This window comes from Mesorhizobium muleiense (assembly GCF_900099905.1).
Taxonomy (GTDB): domain Bacteria; phylum Pseudomonadota; class Alphaproteobacteria; order Rhizobiales; family Rhizobiaceae; genus Mesorhizobium; species Mesorhizobium muleiense.
Genome location: NZ_FNEE01000005.1, coordinates 54,579 through 69,533 on the forward strand (window position 1 = coordinate 54,579; position 14,955 = coordinate 69,533).

The window sequence follows — 14,955 nt, forward strand, 5'->3', positions numbered from 1 at the left end:
TATGGAACGCCAACTTTTTCCATAAGGCCGCCTGACCGAAACCGCGCGCCACCCGGCGCGGGTTGAATGTTTGGCCAGACCGAGAACTGAAGGTTTAGAACCATGTCCCGCACCTGCGAACTCACTGCCAAGGCAGTCATGTCCGGCAACAATGTGAGCCACGCCAACAACAAGAGCAAGCGTCGCTTCCTGCCCAATCTCGTCAATGTGACGCTGATCTCGGAAGCGCTGAACCAGAATGTGCGCCTGCGCATTTCGGCCAACGCGCTGCGTTCGGTCGAGCATCGCGGCGGACTTGATGCGTTCCTGGCCAAGGCCGACGCCAAGGAGCTGTCGCAGCGCGCGCGGCTGCTGAAGAAGCAGATCGCCAAGAAGCTCGCCGAACAGCCGGCCGCTTGATTTTTCAGGCAGCCGCCTTCGGCATCGGACCGAAAAGTGCGAAGCGGTTTTCGGAGAAATCCGATGGCCAAACAGCAATGGAGTGTCGTCCGAACTCGGCATGACACCCCGCTGGTTCCATTACCCAGGATAAAAAAATGAGCTTTTTCTCCCGATATCTGCCCTTTGTTGCGGCCATGGCGCTTGTCGTCGTGGCGTCGAACGTCCTCGTGCAGTTCCCGCTGCAGGGTGCAATCGGCGGCCTGTCGCTGGCCGACATTCTGACCTGGGGCGCCTTCACCTACCCGTTCTCCTTCCTGGTCACCGACCTTGCCAATCGCCGCTACGGCCCGGCTGTGGCGCGCCGGATCGTGTTTGTCGGCTTCACGGCGGCAGTGATCTGCTCGGTCGTCATCCCGCCCTTGCTGTTCCGCTACGGCCTGATCGAATTCGAAACGGCTGCCGACCGGCTGGTGCGCATTGCGGCGGCTTCCGGCACCGCGTTCCTGATCGCGCAGCTGCTCGACGTGACCGTGTTCAACCGGTTGCGCCGGCAGAGCTGGTGGCGGGCGCCGATCGTCGGCACGCTGGTCGGCTCGGTGTTCGACACCGCGGTGTTCTTCATGATCGCCTTTTCGGCGGCTTTCGCCTTCGCTGGCCCGAACGATGGCTTTGCGCTCGAAACCGCGCCGCTGATCGGCGTGCTGCCGGTCGAGGCCATGCGCTGGGTGTCATGGGCGCTCGGCGACCTCGGCGTGAAGCTGATCATCGCCGTGGTGGCGCTGATCCCCTACCGACTGCTTGCCGCCCGCTGGAGCCAGCCGGCACTGGCGGCATAGAGCATGATCCCTAAAAGTGGGAACCGGTTTTCGGAAAAGATCATGCCCACAGGTTCTCGAGCATGATCCCGTGGGTCCAACTCGATACCGCGAAAACGCCTGATGGCGACCATGAGCTGCGCCTGAAACAACGCGGCGCCGAATTCTCGATCATGCTCGGCTCGAACGAGCTGATGAACAGCCGCCTCAGCGGTTCTGAGGAAGCGCTGGCGAGGCTGTCCTGCCACAGGATTGCCGGCCGCAGGCAGCCGAAAATCCTGATCGGCGGGCTGGGCATGGGTTTCACGCTGCGCGCCGCGATTGCCGAGCTTGGCGCCGATGCCGGCATCGTTGTCGCCGAGTTGGTGCCCGCCGTGGTGGCGTGGGCGCGCGGCCCGATGGCCTCGCTGTTCGGCGGCTGTCTCGACGATCCGCGCGTGACCATTCGCGAGGCGGATGTCGGGCAGATCATACGATCGGAAGCCTCGGCCTGGGATGCCATCCTGCTCGACGTCGACAATGGGCCGGAAGGGATCGTCCACAGGGCCAACGATGCCCTTTACAGTGTAGCCGGGCTGATCAGCGCGAGAGCAGCGCTCAAGCCCGGCGGCGTGCTGGCGGTCTGGTCGCAGGGACCCGACAGCGGCTTTACCCGCCGGCTCAAGCAGGCGGGCTTCGCGGTCGAGGAGGCCAAGGTGCGAGCCAATGGCAAGCGCGGCGCACGCCAAATCATCTGGATCGCGACCAACGGACCCCGGCCTGCCGCAACCGGCGCCAAGCTGTAGCTTGTTATCGGCCGTCCTTTGCCGACCGCCTCTCAATCCTCGTGCAGCACAAATTCCAGATACAGATTACGCTGTAGCATCGAGTGGTTGTCGTCCGAGACCAGCGACACCATCAGCGCGCCGTCGTCGCGGGTCCAGACGTCGAGCCCTTCCATATTGTCGATCTGGTAGCCCATGTCGGCTTCCATCAGCACCGGCCCGTCGGCAACCGCGCCCTTCTCGACGCTTTCGCCATAGATGCGCCGCAGCCGCATCTTGACGCCGCCGGCCATCGAAAAGCTGCGCTCCAAAAGCAAGAGGTCGCCGTCCGGCAGGAAGGCGCCGTCGGCAATGTCGAAATTGCCGTTGCGCTTGACGGTGAAGACGCCCTTGTGCGGCCCTTCGATAACGGCCGCATAGATGTTGCCTGCCTTGTCGAGGCTCTTTTCCGACACCACGACCAGCCCGCCTTGGTGCTGGCCGTCAGGATTGGCGTGGGTGACGGTCTCAAAGCCGCGATTGCGGCGAAGCTCCCAGGCTGGAATCAGGAAGTCGAGTTGCCTGAACGGCGGCTTCATGTCGCCCGGTTCGATCTTGAACTGTGCAATGCGGTGATCGCGCTCGAAGCCGACTGTGGCAATGCCGTCCTTGAGCGCAAGGCCTTCGGCGTCGACCTCCCATTTCTCGGCGATCAGCTGGCCTGCCTCGTCGGCCATCTGCTGCATACGGAAATTCCGGATGCCGGATGGGCGCTTGTCGGCATCATGGATGACGGTGCCGAAGAACCAAAAACCGGTGTCGGCGACGCCGATGAAATCACTGCCGGGCTTGCGGAAACGAAACGCCGACAGCGCGCCGAAATCGCGTGACGGCGAGGTCATTTCCAGCCCGCCGACGAATTCGAGCGGGCCGAACCGCTTTTCGTCACCGCCGATATGAAACCGGTCGATCAGCCGTGCCGAGATTTCGATCGGCTCGACCGCAACGGTGCCGGCAGCGATGGGAGCCGACAACGCGATGCCGGCAACGAACAGGGCTGTGGCGGCGAAAAGCGTCTGCCGAAAGCCGCCCCGCGAAAAAATCATCCGGCGCGCCGCATGCCGCCGCGTCGCGTGTCGCGCATGCTTTCCTCGCCAAACAGCGAGGCCAGTTGCTCGGTCATGGCGCCGGCCAGTTCCTCGGCATCGACGATGGTGACGGCGCGGCGATAGTAGCGGGTAACGTCGTGGCCGATGCCGATGGCCAGGAGCTCGACCGGCGAGCGCGTCTCGATCAATTCGATCACCGCGCGAAGATGCCGCTCGAGATAGTTGCCCGGATTGACCGACAGCGTCGAATCGTCGACCGGCGCGCCGTCCGAGATCATCATCAGGATCTTGCGCTGCTCCGGCCGCGCGATCAGGCGGTTGTGCGCCCATAGCAGCGCCTCGCCGTCGATATTTTCCTTGAGCAGGCCCTCGCGCATCATCAGGCCGAGATTGCGCCGCGCCCGCCGCCATGGATGGTCGGCGGATTTGTAGATGATATGGCGCAGATCGTTGAGCCGCCCAGGATTTGGCGGCTTGCCTTCCTTCAGCCATTTCTCGCGTGCCTGCCCGCCCTTCCAGGCGCGGGTGGTGAAGCCGAGGATCTCGACCGAGACGCCGCAGCGTTCCAGCGTGCGCGCCAGAATGTCGGCGCAGGTGGCGGCGACGGTGATCGGCCGGCCGCGCATCGAGCCCGAATTGTCGAGCACCAGCGTCACCACCGTGTCGCGGAATTTGGTGTCGCGCTCCTGCTTGAAGGACAGCGGCTGCATCGGGTCGATGACGACGCGCACCAGCCGCGCCGGATCGAGATAACCCTCTTCGAGATCGAAATCCCAGGACCGGTTCTGCTGCGCCATCAGGCGGCGCTGCAGCCGGTTGGCCAGCCGGCCGACGACGCCGGACAGGTTGGCAAGCTGCTTGTCGAGGAAGGCGCGCAGCCGATCCAGTTCTTCCTCTTCGCACAGATCCTCCGCACCCACCGTCTCGTCGAAGGCGGTGGTGAAGATCTTGTAATCGATCTCCTTCGACAGATTGGTGAAGGGATTGTCGTTGCGGCGCGCCTCGCCGGGCGTCTCGGCATCGGCGTCGTCGTCGTCGGACAGGTCGTCGGCGGTAGCATCGGATGCCTCCGTCTCGGCCGATTGCTCGTCGTCGGATGACGCCTCGGTGTCGTCCGACTGCGACTGCTCGGAGCCGGAATCGTCCTCGCCGCCCTCCTCGCTCTGCTCCTCGCCTTGCGGCTGGTTTTCATCGTTGTCTTCGGAGTCTTCGGTCTCCTGGTCGTCACCGAGTTCCTCGGCCATTTCCATGGAAGCCAGCATCTCGCGCACGACACGGGCGAAGGCCTGCTGGTCGTCGAGCTTTGCCGACAGTCCGTCGAGATCGGCACTTGCCTTCTCCTCGACCCAAGGGCGCCAGAGGTCGACCAGCCGCTCGCCGCTCTTCGGCACGGCGCGGCCGGTCAGCTTTTCGCGCACCATCAGGGCCAGCGCCTCCTCGATCGGCGCATCGGCCTTGTCCTTGACGTCGATGAGGTTGGCCCTGGCGTATTTGTCCTCGAGCATCGAGCCGATATTGTCGGCCACACCCTGCATGGCGCGGGAGCCGATCGCCTCGACGCGGGCCTGCTCGACCGCATCGTAGATGGCGCGGGCCTGTTTGCCCTCCGGCGCCAGCCTGGTGTGGATGCGCGTGTCGTGGCAGGCGCGCTTCAGCGCCATGGAATCGCCGAGCCCGCGGGTGATGGCGATGTCGGCCTTCGAGGCTTTCTTCGGCAGTTCAGGCAGCCGGGCGCGGCTGCCGGCGAGCGCCGGCCGATCCTTGGCGAAACCGACTTCGAGGTCCTTGTCGCCGGCAATCGCGCGCATGCAGACGGTGACGGCGCGCTTGAAGCTGTCGGCTTCAGACCCCGTCTTCGACTTGTTGCGCGTGTTGTCGCCTGGACCCGCCATCGATCATTCCTTGGAGCATGACCCCGAAAATCGGAATCGAGCCATGCTTAGCCCAGAACCACGTTGGCGGCGCTCTCCGGCAAATCCTGGCCGAAGGCGCGCTGGTAGAACTCGGCGACCAGCGAGCGTTCCAGCTCGTCGCACTTGTTGAGGAAGGTCAGCCTGAACGCCATGCCGATATCGCCGAAGATCTCGGCATTCTCGGCCCAGGTGATGACCGTGCGCGGGCTCATGACGGTCGAAAGGTCGCCATTGATAAAGGCCGAACGCGTCATGTCGGCGACACGCACCATCTTGTTGACGATCTCCTTGCCCTTGGCATCGCGATAGTGCTTGGCCTTGGCCAGCACGATGTTCACCTCATTGTCGTGCGGCAGATAGTTCAGCGTGGTGACGATCGACCAGCGATCCATCTGCGCCTGATTGATCTGCTGGGTGCCGTGATAGAGGCCGGTGGTATCGCCGAGACCGACGGTGTTGGCGGTCGAGAACAGCCGGAACGCCGGATGCGGGCGGATGACCCGGCTCTGGTCGAGCAGCGTCAGCCGGCCGGACGATTCCAGCACGCGCTGGATGACGAACATCACGTCCGGACGGCCGGCATCGTACTCGTCGAAGCACAGCGCGACATTGTGCTGGTAGGCCCAGGGCAGGATGCCGTCGCGGAATTCGGTGATCTGCAGCCCTTCCTTGACGACGATGGCGTCCTTGCCGACGAGGTCGATGCGGCTGACATGACTGTCGAGATTGACGCGCACCATGGGCCAGTTGAGGCGGGCGGCGACCTGCTCGATATGTGTCGACTTGCCGGTGCCGTGATAGCCCGACACCATGACGCGGCGGTTGTAGGCAAAGCCGGCGAGGATCGCCATCGTCGTGTTCTTGTCGAACAGATAGTCGGGATCGATGTCGGGCACATGCTCGCTCGTCACGGAATAGGCCGGCACCACCATTTTGGACTCGAAGCCGAACTTCTCCTTCACCGGCACGGTGGTGTCGGGCAGGTTGGCGATGTCGCGATCGACCTTGTTCATCTTTATCAACGTCTCCACGGGCGAAGCGCCTGATTTCGCCGGCAATCGATTTTGTCCGGGGGCGGTCTTAGAGCCTTTTCCAACCTTATGAAAGTTGGAAAACGACGGAGGTCGCTCAGCACAATCCTGCCTGCTTGAGCACGCGATAGGCCTGGAGCACATCGCGGAACCGGTCTTCCGAACCTCTGTCGCCGCCATTCGCATCCGGATGGTGGCGTTTCACCAGTTCCTTATAACGCGCCTTGATGTCCTTGCCAGTCGCCTTTGTATCAAGGCCAAGCGTTTCCAGCGCCTTGGCCTCAAGCGGCTTGGCCTTGCGCTCACGCGCCTCGCGCGGATCTTTTGGGCCTTTGAACAGGTCAAACGGATCGCGCATGCGGTTGTAGTAGCCGGCGCGGCCGGAACGCTGCTGCGCGAAATCGGGCGAGGAGCGCGTCGAGGCGCCGTTGACGCCCATCTTCCATGTCGGCCGGTGGCCGGTCATCGCTTCCTTCTGGAAGCGGGCGATCTCGGTATCGGGGACACCGGAGAAATAATTGAAGCCCTTGTTGTACTCGCGCACATGATCGAAGCAGAACTGAAAATACTCGCCCTCCTTCATGCGCCCGACCGGCGCGCGATGGGTGCCGGCCTCCTTGCAACCGTCCCACTGGCAGATCGGCGAACGAGACTTCAGCTCCGCATCCTTCTCCGGGCGGATGCGGATTTTCTCGAAATATTTGGGGTACGGTTTCATCTCACCCATTTATGGGCTGTTCGCCGGTGCGAAACAAGAATTGACATTTTCGCGATGATCGCCCTAACCGCTGAATCGCGGCATAAAGCGGGCGATCGGCGAATTTTGTCGCGACGGCGGCGCCGCGCGTCCTGCCGGACGCGCAAACGGCACCGATTTTCGGGGGTCATGCGCCAGCCATATGTGGTGAAGGGAAGTACGAATGTCCATACAGTCGACGATGGAAGGCAAGTTGAAGAAGGCGTTTTTGCCGGAGCGGCTGGTCATCATCAACGAAAGCCATCTGCATGCCGGCCATCACCATCAGGACTCCGATCATCACGGCACCTATGACGGCACCGGTGAGACGCATTTCCGCGTCCGCATCGTCTCCTCAGCCTTTGCCGGCATGAGTCGCATCGAGCGCCACCGCGCGGTCAACGCATTGCTGGCCGACGAATTGAAGGCTGGTGTCCATGCGCTGGCGATCGAGCCGGCCGCGCCGGACGAAAAGACCAGGTGGTAGGCCTCAGAGCAATTCCAGGAAAAGTGTGAAACGGTTTTCCCGGGAAAAGCGCATAGCGCTTTCCCTAGGGAATTGCGCAAAAACAAAGAGATAGAGCGGTTCGGCGTTTCCGTGAAACGATGAACCGCTCTAGCCGAGCGCTGCCTTCAGGAAAGTCATCACCGCACCGGTCAAGGCGTCGCCTTCGTCGCCGAAATCGCGATTGATCGACATGTGCGAATAGGCGCTGCCATCGAACAGTGTCACCTCCGTTCCAGTCGCCCGCAGGCGCTCGGCGAAGGCCCATGAGGCTGCCGCACGACCCGCTGCGCGCGAATAGGCGATGAAGGTCGCCGGATGTTTGCGGCTCCCGACATGGGTGGCCGGCGACAGCGTTCGCCACTGCGCCGGGTCGGGAAACGCCTTTGCATAGGCCCGTGTCATGCCGCCGCTCCTCGCAAGCGCCTCCAGGTCATAAGCCCTGGTATCGTTCAGAACCAGCGCCGCGACGCCGGGCAGACCGCCGCGCAGCCCGGTCAGTGCGGTGAGATGGCTGCCGGCCGAATGGCCCATCACCGCAATCCGGTTCGGATCGCCGCCGTATCCGGCGATGTTGGCGCGCACGTAGCGATAGGCCTGCTCGATATCGTTGGCCTGGGTGGCGACATCAGCCTCAGGCAGCATCCGGTAGTCGATCGAGACGAAGCAGAAGCCATTGTCGAGCAGGAAGTCCGGCTTGACGTCGACGTTGGTGCGATTGCCGGCTCGCCAGGCACCGCCATGGATGAAAACGATCACAGGCAGGGAGCTGGCGCCGGCGCGCGCGTAGATATCGAGCCTGGCCGGACCGTAGTCGATAGTTTGCGGAGATGGCGAAAGCCGGCGCGACGCCGCCGAAGCGCTGGCCGTCAACAAAGCCATCGACGTCAAAAGCAGGGTTCGCCGATCGATCACCGTCACCTCCAGACAGCCCGGTCGAAAGTGCACGCCGGCGCGGCGAGCGTCCAGGATTGATTAGCCGCGAAAGAACCTATCAGAACTAAATCTCGCCGGCCGGCCTGATCCTCAGCCTTGCAATCCGGTTCTTGTCGCGCTTCATGACGACGAAGCGCTTGCCGTGAAAGGTGAACGCCTGCTTCTCGTCCGGGATCAATTGCGTCTCGTGGATGACGAGACCGGCAATGGTGGTGGCTTCTTCGTCCGGCAGGTCCCAGTCGAGCGCCCGATTCAGGTCGCGGATCGACACAGTGCCATCGACGACGACGGAGCCGTCGGCTTCCTGCTTGACGCCCTGCATGTCGATATCGTGCTCGTCGGCTATCTCGCCGACGATCTCCTCGATGATGTCCTCCAGCGTCACCAGCCCCTCGACCTCGCCATACTCGTCGACGACGATAGCGAAATGCGCCTTGCGCCGCAGGAAGGCGTTGAGCTGTTCCTGCAGCGTCGTGGTATCGGGCACGAACCACGGTTTTGAAGCGATCTTCATCACGTCGATCTTGGAAAAGTCGTTGCCGACATCGTTCAGCGCACGCAGCAGGTCCTTGGCGTGCAGCACGCCGACGATGTTGTCGAGCGAGCCCTTCCACAAGGGCATGCGGGTATGCGGGCTCTGCAGGATCTCGCGCACCACTGCCTCCGGCCCATTGTCGGCATTGACCGAGCGCATGTTGGTGCGGTGGACCATGACATCGGACACTTCGAGCTCGTCGAGATCGGACAGGCGGCCGATGCGGGCGCGACCCTCGCGCACCACCTGGCCGTCGCGTCGAAAATCGTCGACGGCGCTGCGCGATTCGTCATGGTTCGAATGCTGCGGCTCGATGCGCTGCAATTCATAGCCGAATGCAGCGAGCAGGCGCGCGCGAAAGACACAGGCGAGCAGGCCGAGCCCGGCAAGGACAGCAGCGACAATCCAGCCGGCCTCGCTCATCCCGGTCGGCCTCTCGGCTGACCCGGTCGGCCTCTCGGCCGACCCGGTCGGCTGTTCTGCTGACCCGGATGGTTCTCCCTCAGAAACGACAGCACTTCCGACGCCGGCACGTCCTTGGCGATGAAGGCCTGGCCGATGCCGCGCGTCAGGATGAAGGTCAGCGCGCCGCGCGACACCTTCTTGTCCTGGGTGATGAAGGCAAGCAGCGCTTCGGCGTCAGGCAATTCACCCGGAATATCGGCCATGCGCCAGGGCAGGCCAACGGCGCGAAGATGCGCCTCGACGCGCGCCGCATCGTCGGGACTTGCCAGGTTGAGGCGTGACGAAAAGCGATAAGCCAGCGCCATGCCGATGGCGACGCCCTCGCCGTGGACGAGACGGGCGCTGTCATATTGGGTGGCGCCCTCGAGCGCGTGGCCGAACGTGTGGCCGAGATTGAGCAGCGCGCGGTCGCCGGTCTCGAACTCGTCGCGGCCGACGACATCGGCCTTGGCGCGGCAGGCCTCGGCGATGGCCTCGGCCCGCTGCGGGCCGCCGGCGAACACCTTGCCCCAGTTTTCCTCCAGCCAGGCGAAGAAGTCGGGGCGATCGATGAGCCCGTATTTGGCGAGTTCGGCATAACCCGCCCGGAATTCCCGTATCGGCAGCGTGTCGAGCACTTCGGTGTCGGCCAGCACCAGTTTCGGCTGATGGAAGACGCCGACGAGGTTCTTGCCACGCGCACTGTTGATGCCGGTCTTGCCGCCGACGGAAGAGTCGACCTGCGCCAGCAGCGAGGTCGGGATCTGCACGAAATTCATGCCGCGGCGCACGATGCCGGCGGCAAATCCGGCCAGATCGCCGATGACACCCCCACCGAGCGCGACGACGACATCGCCGCGTTCCAGTCTTGCGGCGAGCACGCCGTCCACCACCTCTTCGAGATGCGCGAAACTCTTGGTCTTTTCCCCCGCCGGCAGCGTGATGACGGCGGGCCGGATGCCTACCTTTTCAAGGCCGGCCCTCAACGTCTCGAGGTGGGCGGCGGCGACATTGACGTCGGTGACCACCGCGGCGCGCGTGCCGGGCAGGCGGCGCGAAATCTCGGTGCCGGCGCGCAGCAGCAGGCCCGAGCCGATCAATATGTCATAGGCGCGATCGCCGAGCCCGACTTCGACGGTGACTGTCGCATTGCTGCTCACGAGCGCGCCTCGCCTGTCGCGGCTGCCACGCCGAAATACCCGCAAAGCGCGTTCACCACCTCGGCGGCGATGACCTCCTTGCGATCGTCGCGGGTCGGCACGGTAACATCGGCGGTTGCGTAGACCGGATAGCGCTCGGCCATCAACCGCTCGATCACGGCACGGGGATCGGCGCTTTTCAGGAGCGGCCGGTTCTGCTTCTTGGAAACGCGGTCCATCAACAGGTCGATCTCGGCCTTCAGCCATACCGACACGCCATGGCCGGCAATGGCCTCCCGCGTCGGCGCGCTCATGAAGGCGCCCCCGCCCGTCGACAGCACCTGCGGGCCGTGTTCCAATATGCGCAGGATGACGCGCTGCTCCAGCGCCCGGAACTCGGGCTCGCCATAGCGTTCGAACAGTTCCGGGACGCTCATCCGCGACACGCTTTCGATTTCCTGATCACTGTCCATGAAAGGCAGTCCCAGCATCCCCGCCACCTTGCGGCCGATCGCCGTCTTGCCGGCGCCCATCAGGCCGACAAAGACAATGGAACGGCTGCCCAGCCGGCCGAGCAGCGCGGCATGGCTCTCATCGGGAGGATTGGCTGGCAACGCGTTCATGACACCATGATGTTTCTAAGCAGGTTCCGCAAATCTATCTCAGGTTTTGCGACAGAACCTGCGACAAGCCAAAGAATCCAGGCAGGCATTTTCGGGCTAGCCCACGAATGCCTGCTTAGACCCCTCTTTGCCGGCGTATCGACATCAAAAGCCTGATTGCGTCAAGCGTGGCGCCGCCGCACGTCGTCCGCGCTTCGCCCTTGAATTGGCCGGATTGGCGTCTCATAAGGGCACTGGGTTTGGAAACGCAGAACAACAAGACGGGCGAGAATTGATGCCGACACTGTTCCGCTTTGTCGTGACGCTCACGATTCTGGCCGGCATTGTCTATGGCGCGATGTTCGCTCTGGCGATGTTCGTCGAGCCGAGAAAGGCCGAAATGAGCGTGCGCATCCCTCCCGAAAAGCTCATTCCCAAGAAAAACTGAGAGACATGAACAGCACGGCCCGCATCGAAGCCTTTCTGGAAATGATGAGCGCCGAGCGCGGCGCTGCCGAAAACACGCTTTCCAGCTATCGCCGCGACCTCGAAGACGCATCAGCCGAGATCGACGGCGGGCTCGCTGGTGCCGCCGCCACCGATATCCGCAACTATCTCGACGATATAGCCGCACGCGGTTTTGCCGCCACCTCGCAGGCACGCAAGCTGTCGGCGATGCGCCAGTTCTTCAAGTTCCTCTACGCGGAGGGTCTGCGCGGCGACGACCCGACCGGAACCCTGGACAGTCCGAAGAAGGGCCGGCCGCTGCCGAAGACGATGAGCGAGGCCGATACCGGCCGGCTGATCGACCGTGCGGCGCAGGAGGCGGCTGGCGCCTCGCTGAACGATGGCGACGGCCTGGCGGCGCTGCGCCTGCATGCGCTGGTCGAGGTGCTCTACGCCACCGGCCTGCGGGTTTCCGAACTGGTCGGCCTGCCGGTGACGGTGGCGCTGCGCGACGATCGTTTCTTCATGGTGCGCGGCAAGGGTGACAAGGAACGCATGGTGCCGCTATCGGCAAAGGCGCGCGTGGCCATGCGGGCCTGGCTCGCTGCCCGGGCAACGGTGCCGGCTTTGGCGGATAGCCCGTTCCTGTTTCCGGCGGCAAGCGACAGCGGCTATCTCTCCAGGCAGGTCTTCGCCCGCGACCTGAAGGGCCTTGCCGCGCGGGCCGGCATCGCCTCGGCGAAAATATCGCCGCACGTGCTGCGCCATGCTTTTGCCAGCCATCTCCTGCAGAACGGCGCCGATCTCAGGGCGGTGCAGCAGTTGCTTGGCCATGCCGATATTTCAACGACGCAGATTTACACACATGTTCTGGAGGAGCGGCTGGTGCGGCTGGTCAACGATCATCATCCGCTTGCCGACTAGGCGTCATATCGCTATGTGAGGACCACGTTCCACCGCCCGGAGCCTCTATTTCCCAGGTTCCGCCAGTCATTGCCTCCCGGCTTGTCATTGCCTCCCGGCTTATCGGTCCGCTCAAGAATGTACAATTACCTCGATTTCGAAAAGCCGGTCGCCGATCTCGAAGGCAAGATCATCGAGTTGAAGAAGCTCGCCGAGAATGGCGAGGCGGTCGATGTCGGCGATGAGATCAGCCGGCTCGAGAAACGCGTGCGCGACGCATTGCGCGACACTTACAAGGCACTGACCCCGTGGCAGAAGGTGCAGGTGGCGCGCCATCCGGACAGGCCGCATTGCGTCGACTACATCAAGGGGCTGTTCAATGATTTCACGCCGCTTGCCGGCGATCGCAATTTTGGCGAGGACCAGGCGATCGTCGGCGGCTTCGCCCGCTTCCGCGGCGAGCCGGTGGCGATCATCGGCCAGGAAAAGGGCTCGGACACGGCCAGCCGGCTGAGGCATAATTTCGGCTCGGTGCGGCCGGAGGGCTATCGCAAGGCGGTGCGGCTGATGGAACTCGCCGACCGCTTCAATATCCCGTTGCTGACGCTGGTCGACACGGCCGGCGCCTATCCGGGCGTCAATGCCGAGGAGCGCGGCCAGGCCGAAGCCATCGCCCGCTCGACCTCGGCCTGTCTTCGCCTGAAGGTACCGTCGATCTCGGTGGTCATCGGCGAAGGGGGCTCCGGCGGTGCCATCGCAATCGCCACCGCCAACCGCGTCTACATGCTCGAGCACGCCATCTATTCGGTGATCTCGCCGGAGGGCGCTGCCTCGATCCTGTGGCGCGACACCACCCGCTCGAAGGATGCGGCGACCAACATGAAGATCACCGCTCAGGATCTGCTGGAGCTGAAGATCATCGACGCCATCGTTCCCGAACCGCTCGGCGGCGCCCATCGTGGCCCGGATACGGTGATTGCCGCCACCGGCGATCTCATTGCCAAAACGATGAAGGAATTCTCCGGCGCCAACACCGATTTTCGTGAGCAGCGCCGCGAGAAATATCTGGCTATGGGGCGAAACCTCTAGACTATGATCCCGAACCGAGACTCAGCGCAGCAAAAAGTGGGTACCGGTTTTCGCAAAAGGCGTGGTCGAACAAGAGGATTCAGGCCGGCCGATTTCAGTCGGACGGACCGCCGGACGGTTTCGACGCCGCAATGTGGCGAGATTAAGCACCTTCGCCACAAAAATGCCGCTGCGCTCGTTTCAATCGGATTGCCGTAAGGCCCGGCGCTGCGGTAAGGAATTTTCAAGGTTAACGGGCTTAGGGTTGGGCCTGTCGGCCCTGATGCCTGCGGTCCGAAAGAAAAGACATAGCCATGTTTGCCAAACTTGCCCGCACCGCACTTGTGATTGCCGCGATAGGCGTCGCTGGCTGCAACGATTCTTCGATGAAGGATTTTGCCCCCCACGCCAACAAGCCGTTGCCCGAAAAAATCCTGGCCAGCATGAAGGCCAAGGGCATGACCCGCACCTCGCCGGTGATGGCCCGCATCTTCAAGGAAGAGGGCAAGCTCGAAATCTGGAAGGCCAAGACCAACGGTCGCTATGACTTGGTCGCCAGCTACGACATCTGCAAATGGTCGGGCAAGCTGGGCCCCAAATACACCGAAGGCGACCGCCAGGCGCCGGAGGGCTTCTATACGGTCCGTCCGGCGCAGATGAATCCGCGGTCGAGCTACCACCTTGCCTTCAACATCGGCTATCCCAACGTCTACGACCGCGCCAATGGCCGCACCGGTTCCCATCTGATGGTCCATGGCGCCTGCTCGTCGTCGGGCTGTTATTCGATGACCGACGCGCAGATCGAGCAGATCTACGCCTTCGGCCGCGACGCTTTCCAGGGCGGGCAGACCGAGTTCCAGATCCAGGCCTTTCCGTTCCGCATGACCGCCGCCAACATGGCGCGCTATCGCAAAGATCCGAACTACGAATTCTGGAAGATGCTGAAGGTCGGCTACGACAATTTCGAGATCACGAAAGTGCCGCCGAAGGTCGATGTCTGCGAGAAGCGCTATGTCTTCAACCAGGTCGCGCCTGACGGCGAGACCTTCGATCCGACCGGCGCCTGCCCCGCGACGACGCAGCCGGACTCGCTGAAGAGCGCCTTCAATGCCTACCAGAGCACCTACGAGGCGGCTTTCAGCGGCGCGGTCAAGGCCAGCGTGCCGGCGCCCAAGCCGACTATCGGCGGGATCAAGGAAGCCAGCATCGTCTCCGAGTGGTCGAAGAAACGCGCCCGTGGCGAACGCGTGCCGATCGATCCGCCGTCGTTCAACGCCGACGGCTCGGTGACGGCGACGGCGCGCATGGGCCGCATCGATTCGCCGGCGGGCCGCAAGATGGCCGCGCTCGACGCCGAGAAGGCCGCCAAGCAGAAGGCCGAGGAGCAAAGGCTTGCCGCGATAGAAGCGGCCAAGGCCGCGAAAGAGGCGGCCAGGGCTCAGGCTCTGGCCGAAAAGCAAACGGCCAGGATCAATTCGCTGGCCGAAGAGGAGGATGCCAGGGCCGCTGCCGAAGCGCCTGTCGCTACCGCGACAATCGCGTCGTCCCCCGATGCCGCCCCGGCCGCAACGCAGGCGGCGAATGCCGGTGAAAGCAGGACGACAAGGCTGAAGAAGAAGCTGCTCGGCATGTTCGGCGGCTGAGCTTC

At 63.4% G+C, this 14,955-nt stretch carries 16 protein-coding genes; 8 read left to right on the forward strand and 8 right to left on the reverse strand.

The features are described from left to right. Positions 1–102 precede the first annotated feature (102 nt). From rpmB to BLT09_RS11550, 3 genes are all read left to right on the forward strand, one after another. Positions 103–399, forward strand: a complete 297-nt coding sequence (rpmB, locus tag BLT09_RS11540; protein WP_023797188.1) for a 50S ribosomal protein L28 — start codon at positions 103–105, stop codon at positions 397–399. Positions 400–536: 137 nt separating this feature from the next. Next, positions 537–1,217 (forward strand): queuosine precursor transporter, encoded by a 681-nt coding sequence (locus tag BLT09_RS11545; protein ID WP_091593120.1) that lies wholly within the window; start codon positions 537–539, stop codon positions 1,215–1,217. A gap of 62 nt (positions 1,218–1,279) precedes the next feature. Next, positions 1,280–1,981: a spermidine synthase gene (locus BLT09_RS11550; protein ID WP_091593123.1), complete on the forward strand. Its 702-nt coding sequence runs from the start codon at positions 1,280–1,282 to the stop codon at positions 1,979–1,981. Positions 1,982–2,013: 32 nt separating this feature from the next. Here the strand turns inward: BLT09_RS11550 and BLT09_RS11555 are convergent, their stop codons facing one another. From BLT09_RS11555 to BLT09_RS11570, 4 genes are all read right to left on the reverse strand, one after another. After that, on the reverse strand, positions 2,014–3,045 hold the full coding sequence (locus BLT09_RS11555) for an esterase-like activity of phytase family protein (protein ID WP_091593125.1): 1,032 nt from the start codon (positions 3,043–3,045) through the stop codon (positions 2,014–2,016). Then, positions 3,042–4,940, reverse strand: a complete 1,899-nt coding sequence (cobT, locus tag BLT09_RS11560) for a cobaltochelatase subunit CobT (RefSeq protein ID WP_091593126.1) — start codon at positions 4,938–4,940, stop codon at positions 3,042–3,044. Before cobT ends, BLT09_RS11555 begins: the two co-directional genes overlap by 4 nt. 47 nt (positions 4,941–4,987) lie before the next feature. After that, positions 4,988–5,974, reverse strand: coding sequence for a cobaltochelatase subunit CobS (gene cobS / locus BLT09_RS11565; RefSeq protein WP_091593508.1), 987 nt, complete (start codon positions 5,972–5,974; stop codon positions 4,988–4,990). 115 nt (positions 5,975–6,089) lie between these two features. Then, positions 6,090–6,719: a J domain-containing protein gene (locus BLT09_RS11570; RefSeq protein ID WP_036262308.1), complete on the reverse strand. Its 630-nt coding sequence runs from the start codon at positions 6,717–6,719 to the stop codon at positions 6,090–6,092. Between the two features lie 193 nt (positions 6,720–6,912). On the opposite strand from BLT09_RS11570, the gene BLT09_RS11575 reads away from it, so the two are divergent. Continuing rightward, positions 6,913–7,215: a BolA family protein gene (locus BLT09_RS11575; protein WP_091593128.1), complete on the forward strand. Its 303-nt coding sequence runs from the start codon at positions 6,913–6,915 to the stop codon at positions 7,213–7,215. A 129-nt stretch (positions 7,216–7,344) separates the two neighbouring features. Here the strand turns inward: BLT09_RS11575 and BLT09_RS11580 are convergent, their stop codons facing one another. The 4 genes from BLT09_RS11580 to BLT09_RS11595 form a co-directional block, all read right to left on the reverse strand. Next, positions 7,345–8,148 carry an alpha/beta hydrolase gene (locus tag BLT09_RS11580; RefSeq protein WP_091593510.1) on the reverse strand — a complete coding sequence of 268 codons (804 nt, stop codon included), beginning with the start codon at positions 8,146–8,148 and terminating at the stop codon, positions 7,345–7,347. Positions 8,149–8,233: 85 nt separating this feature from the next. Beyond that, complete coding sequence (locus BLT09_RS11585) at positions 8,234–9,127, reverse strand: HlyC/CorC family transporter (RefSeq protein ID WP_091593130.1); 894 nt, start codon at positions 9,125–9,127, stop codon at positions 8,234–8,236. Next, complete coding sequence (aroB, locus tag BLT09_RS11590) at positions 9,124–10,308, reverse strand: 3-dehydroquinate synthase (protein WP_091593131.1); 1,185 nt, start codon at positions 10,306–10,308, stop codon at positions 9,124–9,126. Before aroB ends, BLT09_RS11585 begins: the two co-directional genes overlap by 4 nt. Next, positions 10,305–10,910 carry a shikimate kinase gene (locus BLT09_RS11595; protein WP_091593133.1) on the reverse strand — a complete coding sequence of 202 codons (606 nt, stop codon included), beginning with the start codon at positions 10,908–10,910 and terminating at the stop codon, positions 10,305–10,307. Before BLT09_RS11595 ends, aroB begins: the two co-directional genes overlap by 4 nt. 274 nt (positions 10,911–11,184) lie before the next feature. On the opposite strand from BLT09_RS11595, the gene BLT09_RS11600 reads away from it, so the two are divergent. The 4 genes from BLT09_RS11600 (at position 11,185) to BLT09_RS11615 (ending at position 14,950) form a co-directional block, all read left to right on the forward strand. After that, a complete protein-coding gene (locus BLT09_RS11600; protein ID WP_091593135.1) occupies positions 11,185–11,337 on the forward strand; it encodes a histidine kinase in 153 nt (50 codons plus the stop codon). A 5-nt stretch (positions 11,338–11,342) separates the two neighbouring features. Further along, positions 11,343–12,260 (forward strand): site-specific tyrosine recombinase XerD, encoded by a 918-nt coding sequence (locus tag BLT09_RS11605; RefSeq protein ID WP_091593137.1) that lies wholly within the window; start codon positions 11,343–11,345, stop codon positions 12,258–12,260. A 117-nt stretch (positions 12,261–12,377) separates the two neighbouring features. Beyond that, on the forward strand, positions 12,378–13,328 hold the full coding sequence (locus BLT09_RS11610; RefSeq protein ID WP_023797175.1) for an acetyl-CoA carboxylase carboxyltransferase subunit alpha: 951 nt from the start codon (positions 12,378–12,380) through the stop codon (positions 13,326–13,328). A 293-nt stretch (positions 13,329–13,621) separates the two neighbouring features. Further along, positions 13,622–14,950 carry a L,D-transpeptidase family protein gene (locus tag BLT09_RS11615; protein ID WP_091593139.1) on the forward strand — a complete coding sequence of 443 codons (1,329 nt, stop codon included), beginning with the start codon at positions 13,622–13,624 and terminating at the stop codon, positions 14,948–14,950. Positions 14,951–14,955 lie beyond the last annotated feature (5 nt).

What these genes read in the sequence shown, in the direction of transcription:
- BLT09_RS11615 (WP_091593139.1), top strand. Translation starts at nt 13,622, where the DNA reads ATGTTTGCCAAACTTGCCCGCACCGCACTTGTGATTGCCGCGATAGGC.
- BLT09_RS11570 (WP_036262308.1), bottom strand. Translation starts at nt 6,719, where the DNA reads ATGGGTGAGATGAAACCGTACCCCAAATATTTCGAGAAAATCCGCATC.
- rpmB (WP_023797188.1), top strand. Translation starts at nt 103, where the DNA reads ATGTCCCGCACCTGCGAACTCACTGCCAAGGCAGTCATGTCCGGCAAC.
- cobT (WP_091593126.1), bottom strand. Translation starts at nt 4,940, where the DNA reads ATGGCGGGTCCAGGCGACAACACGCGCAACAAGTCGAAGACGGGGTCT.
- BLT09_RS11550 (WP_091593123.1), top strand. Translation starts at nt 1,280, where the DNA reads ATGATCCCGTGGGTCCAACTCGATACCGCGAAAACGCCTGATGGCGAC.
- cobS (WP_091593508.1), bottom strand. Translation starts at nt 5,974, where the DNA reads ATGAACAAGGTCGATCGCGACATCGCCAACCTGCCCGACACCACCGTG.
- BLT09_RS11595 (WP_091593133.1), bottom strand. Translation starts at nt 10,910, where the DNA reads ATGAACGCGTTGCCAGCCAATCCTCCCGATGAGAGCCATGCCGCGCTG.
- BLT09_RS11605 (WP_091593137.1), top strand. Translation starts at nt 11,343, where the DNA reads ATGAACAGCACGGCCCGCATCGAAGCCTTTCTGGAAATGATGAGCGCC.
- BLT09_RS11600 (WP_091593135.1), top strand. Translation starts at nt 11,185, where the DNA reads ATGCCGACACTGTTCCGCTTTGTCGTGACGCTCACGATTCTGGCCGGC.
- BLT09_RS11575 (WP_091593128.1), top strand. Translation starts at nt 6,913, where the DNA reads ATGTCCATACAGTCGACGATGGAAGGCAAGTTGAAGAAGGCGTTTTTG.
- BLT09_RS11555 (WP_091593125.1), bottom strand. Translation starts at nt 3,045, where the DNA reads ATGATTTTTTCGCGGGGCGGCTTTCGGCAGACGCTTTTCGCCGCCACA.
- BLT09_RS11585 (WP_091593130.1), bottom strand. Translation starts at nt 9,127, where the DNA reads ATGAGCGAGGCCGGCTGGATTGTCGCTGCTGTCCTTGCCGGGCTCGGC.
- BLT09_RS11545 (WP_091593120.1), top strand. Translation starts at nt 537, where the DNA reads ATGAGCTTTTTCTCCCGATATCTGCCCTTTGTTGCGGCCATGGCGCTT.
- BLT09_RS11610 (WP_023797175.1), top strand. Translation starts at nt 12,378, where the DNA reads ATGTACAATTACCTCGATTTCGAAAAGCCGGTCGCCGATCTCGAAGGC.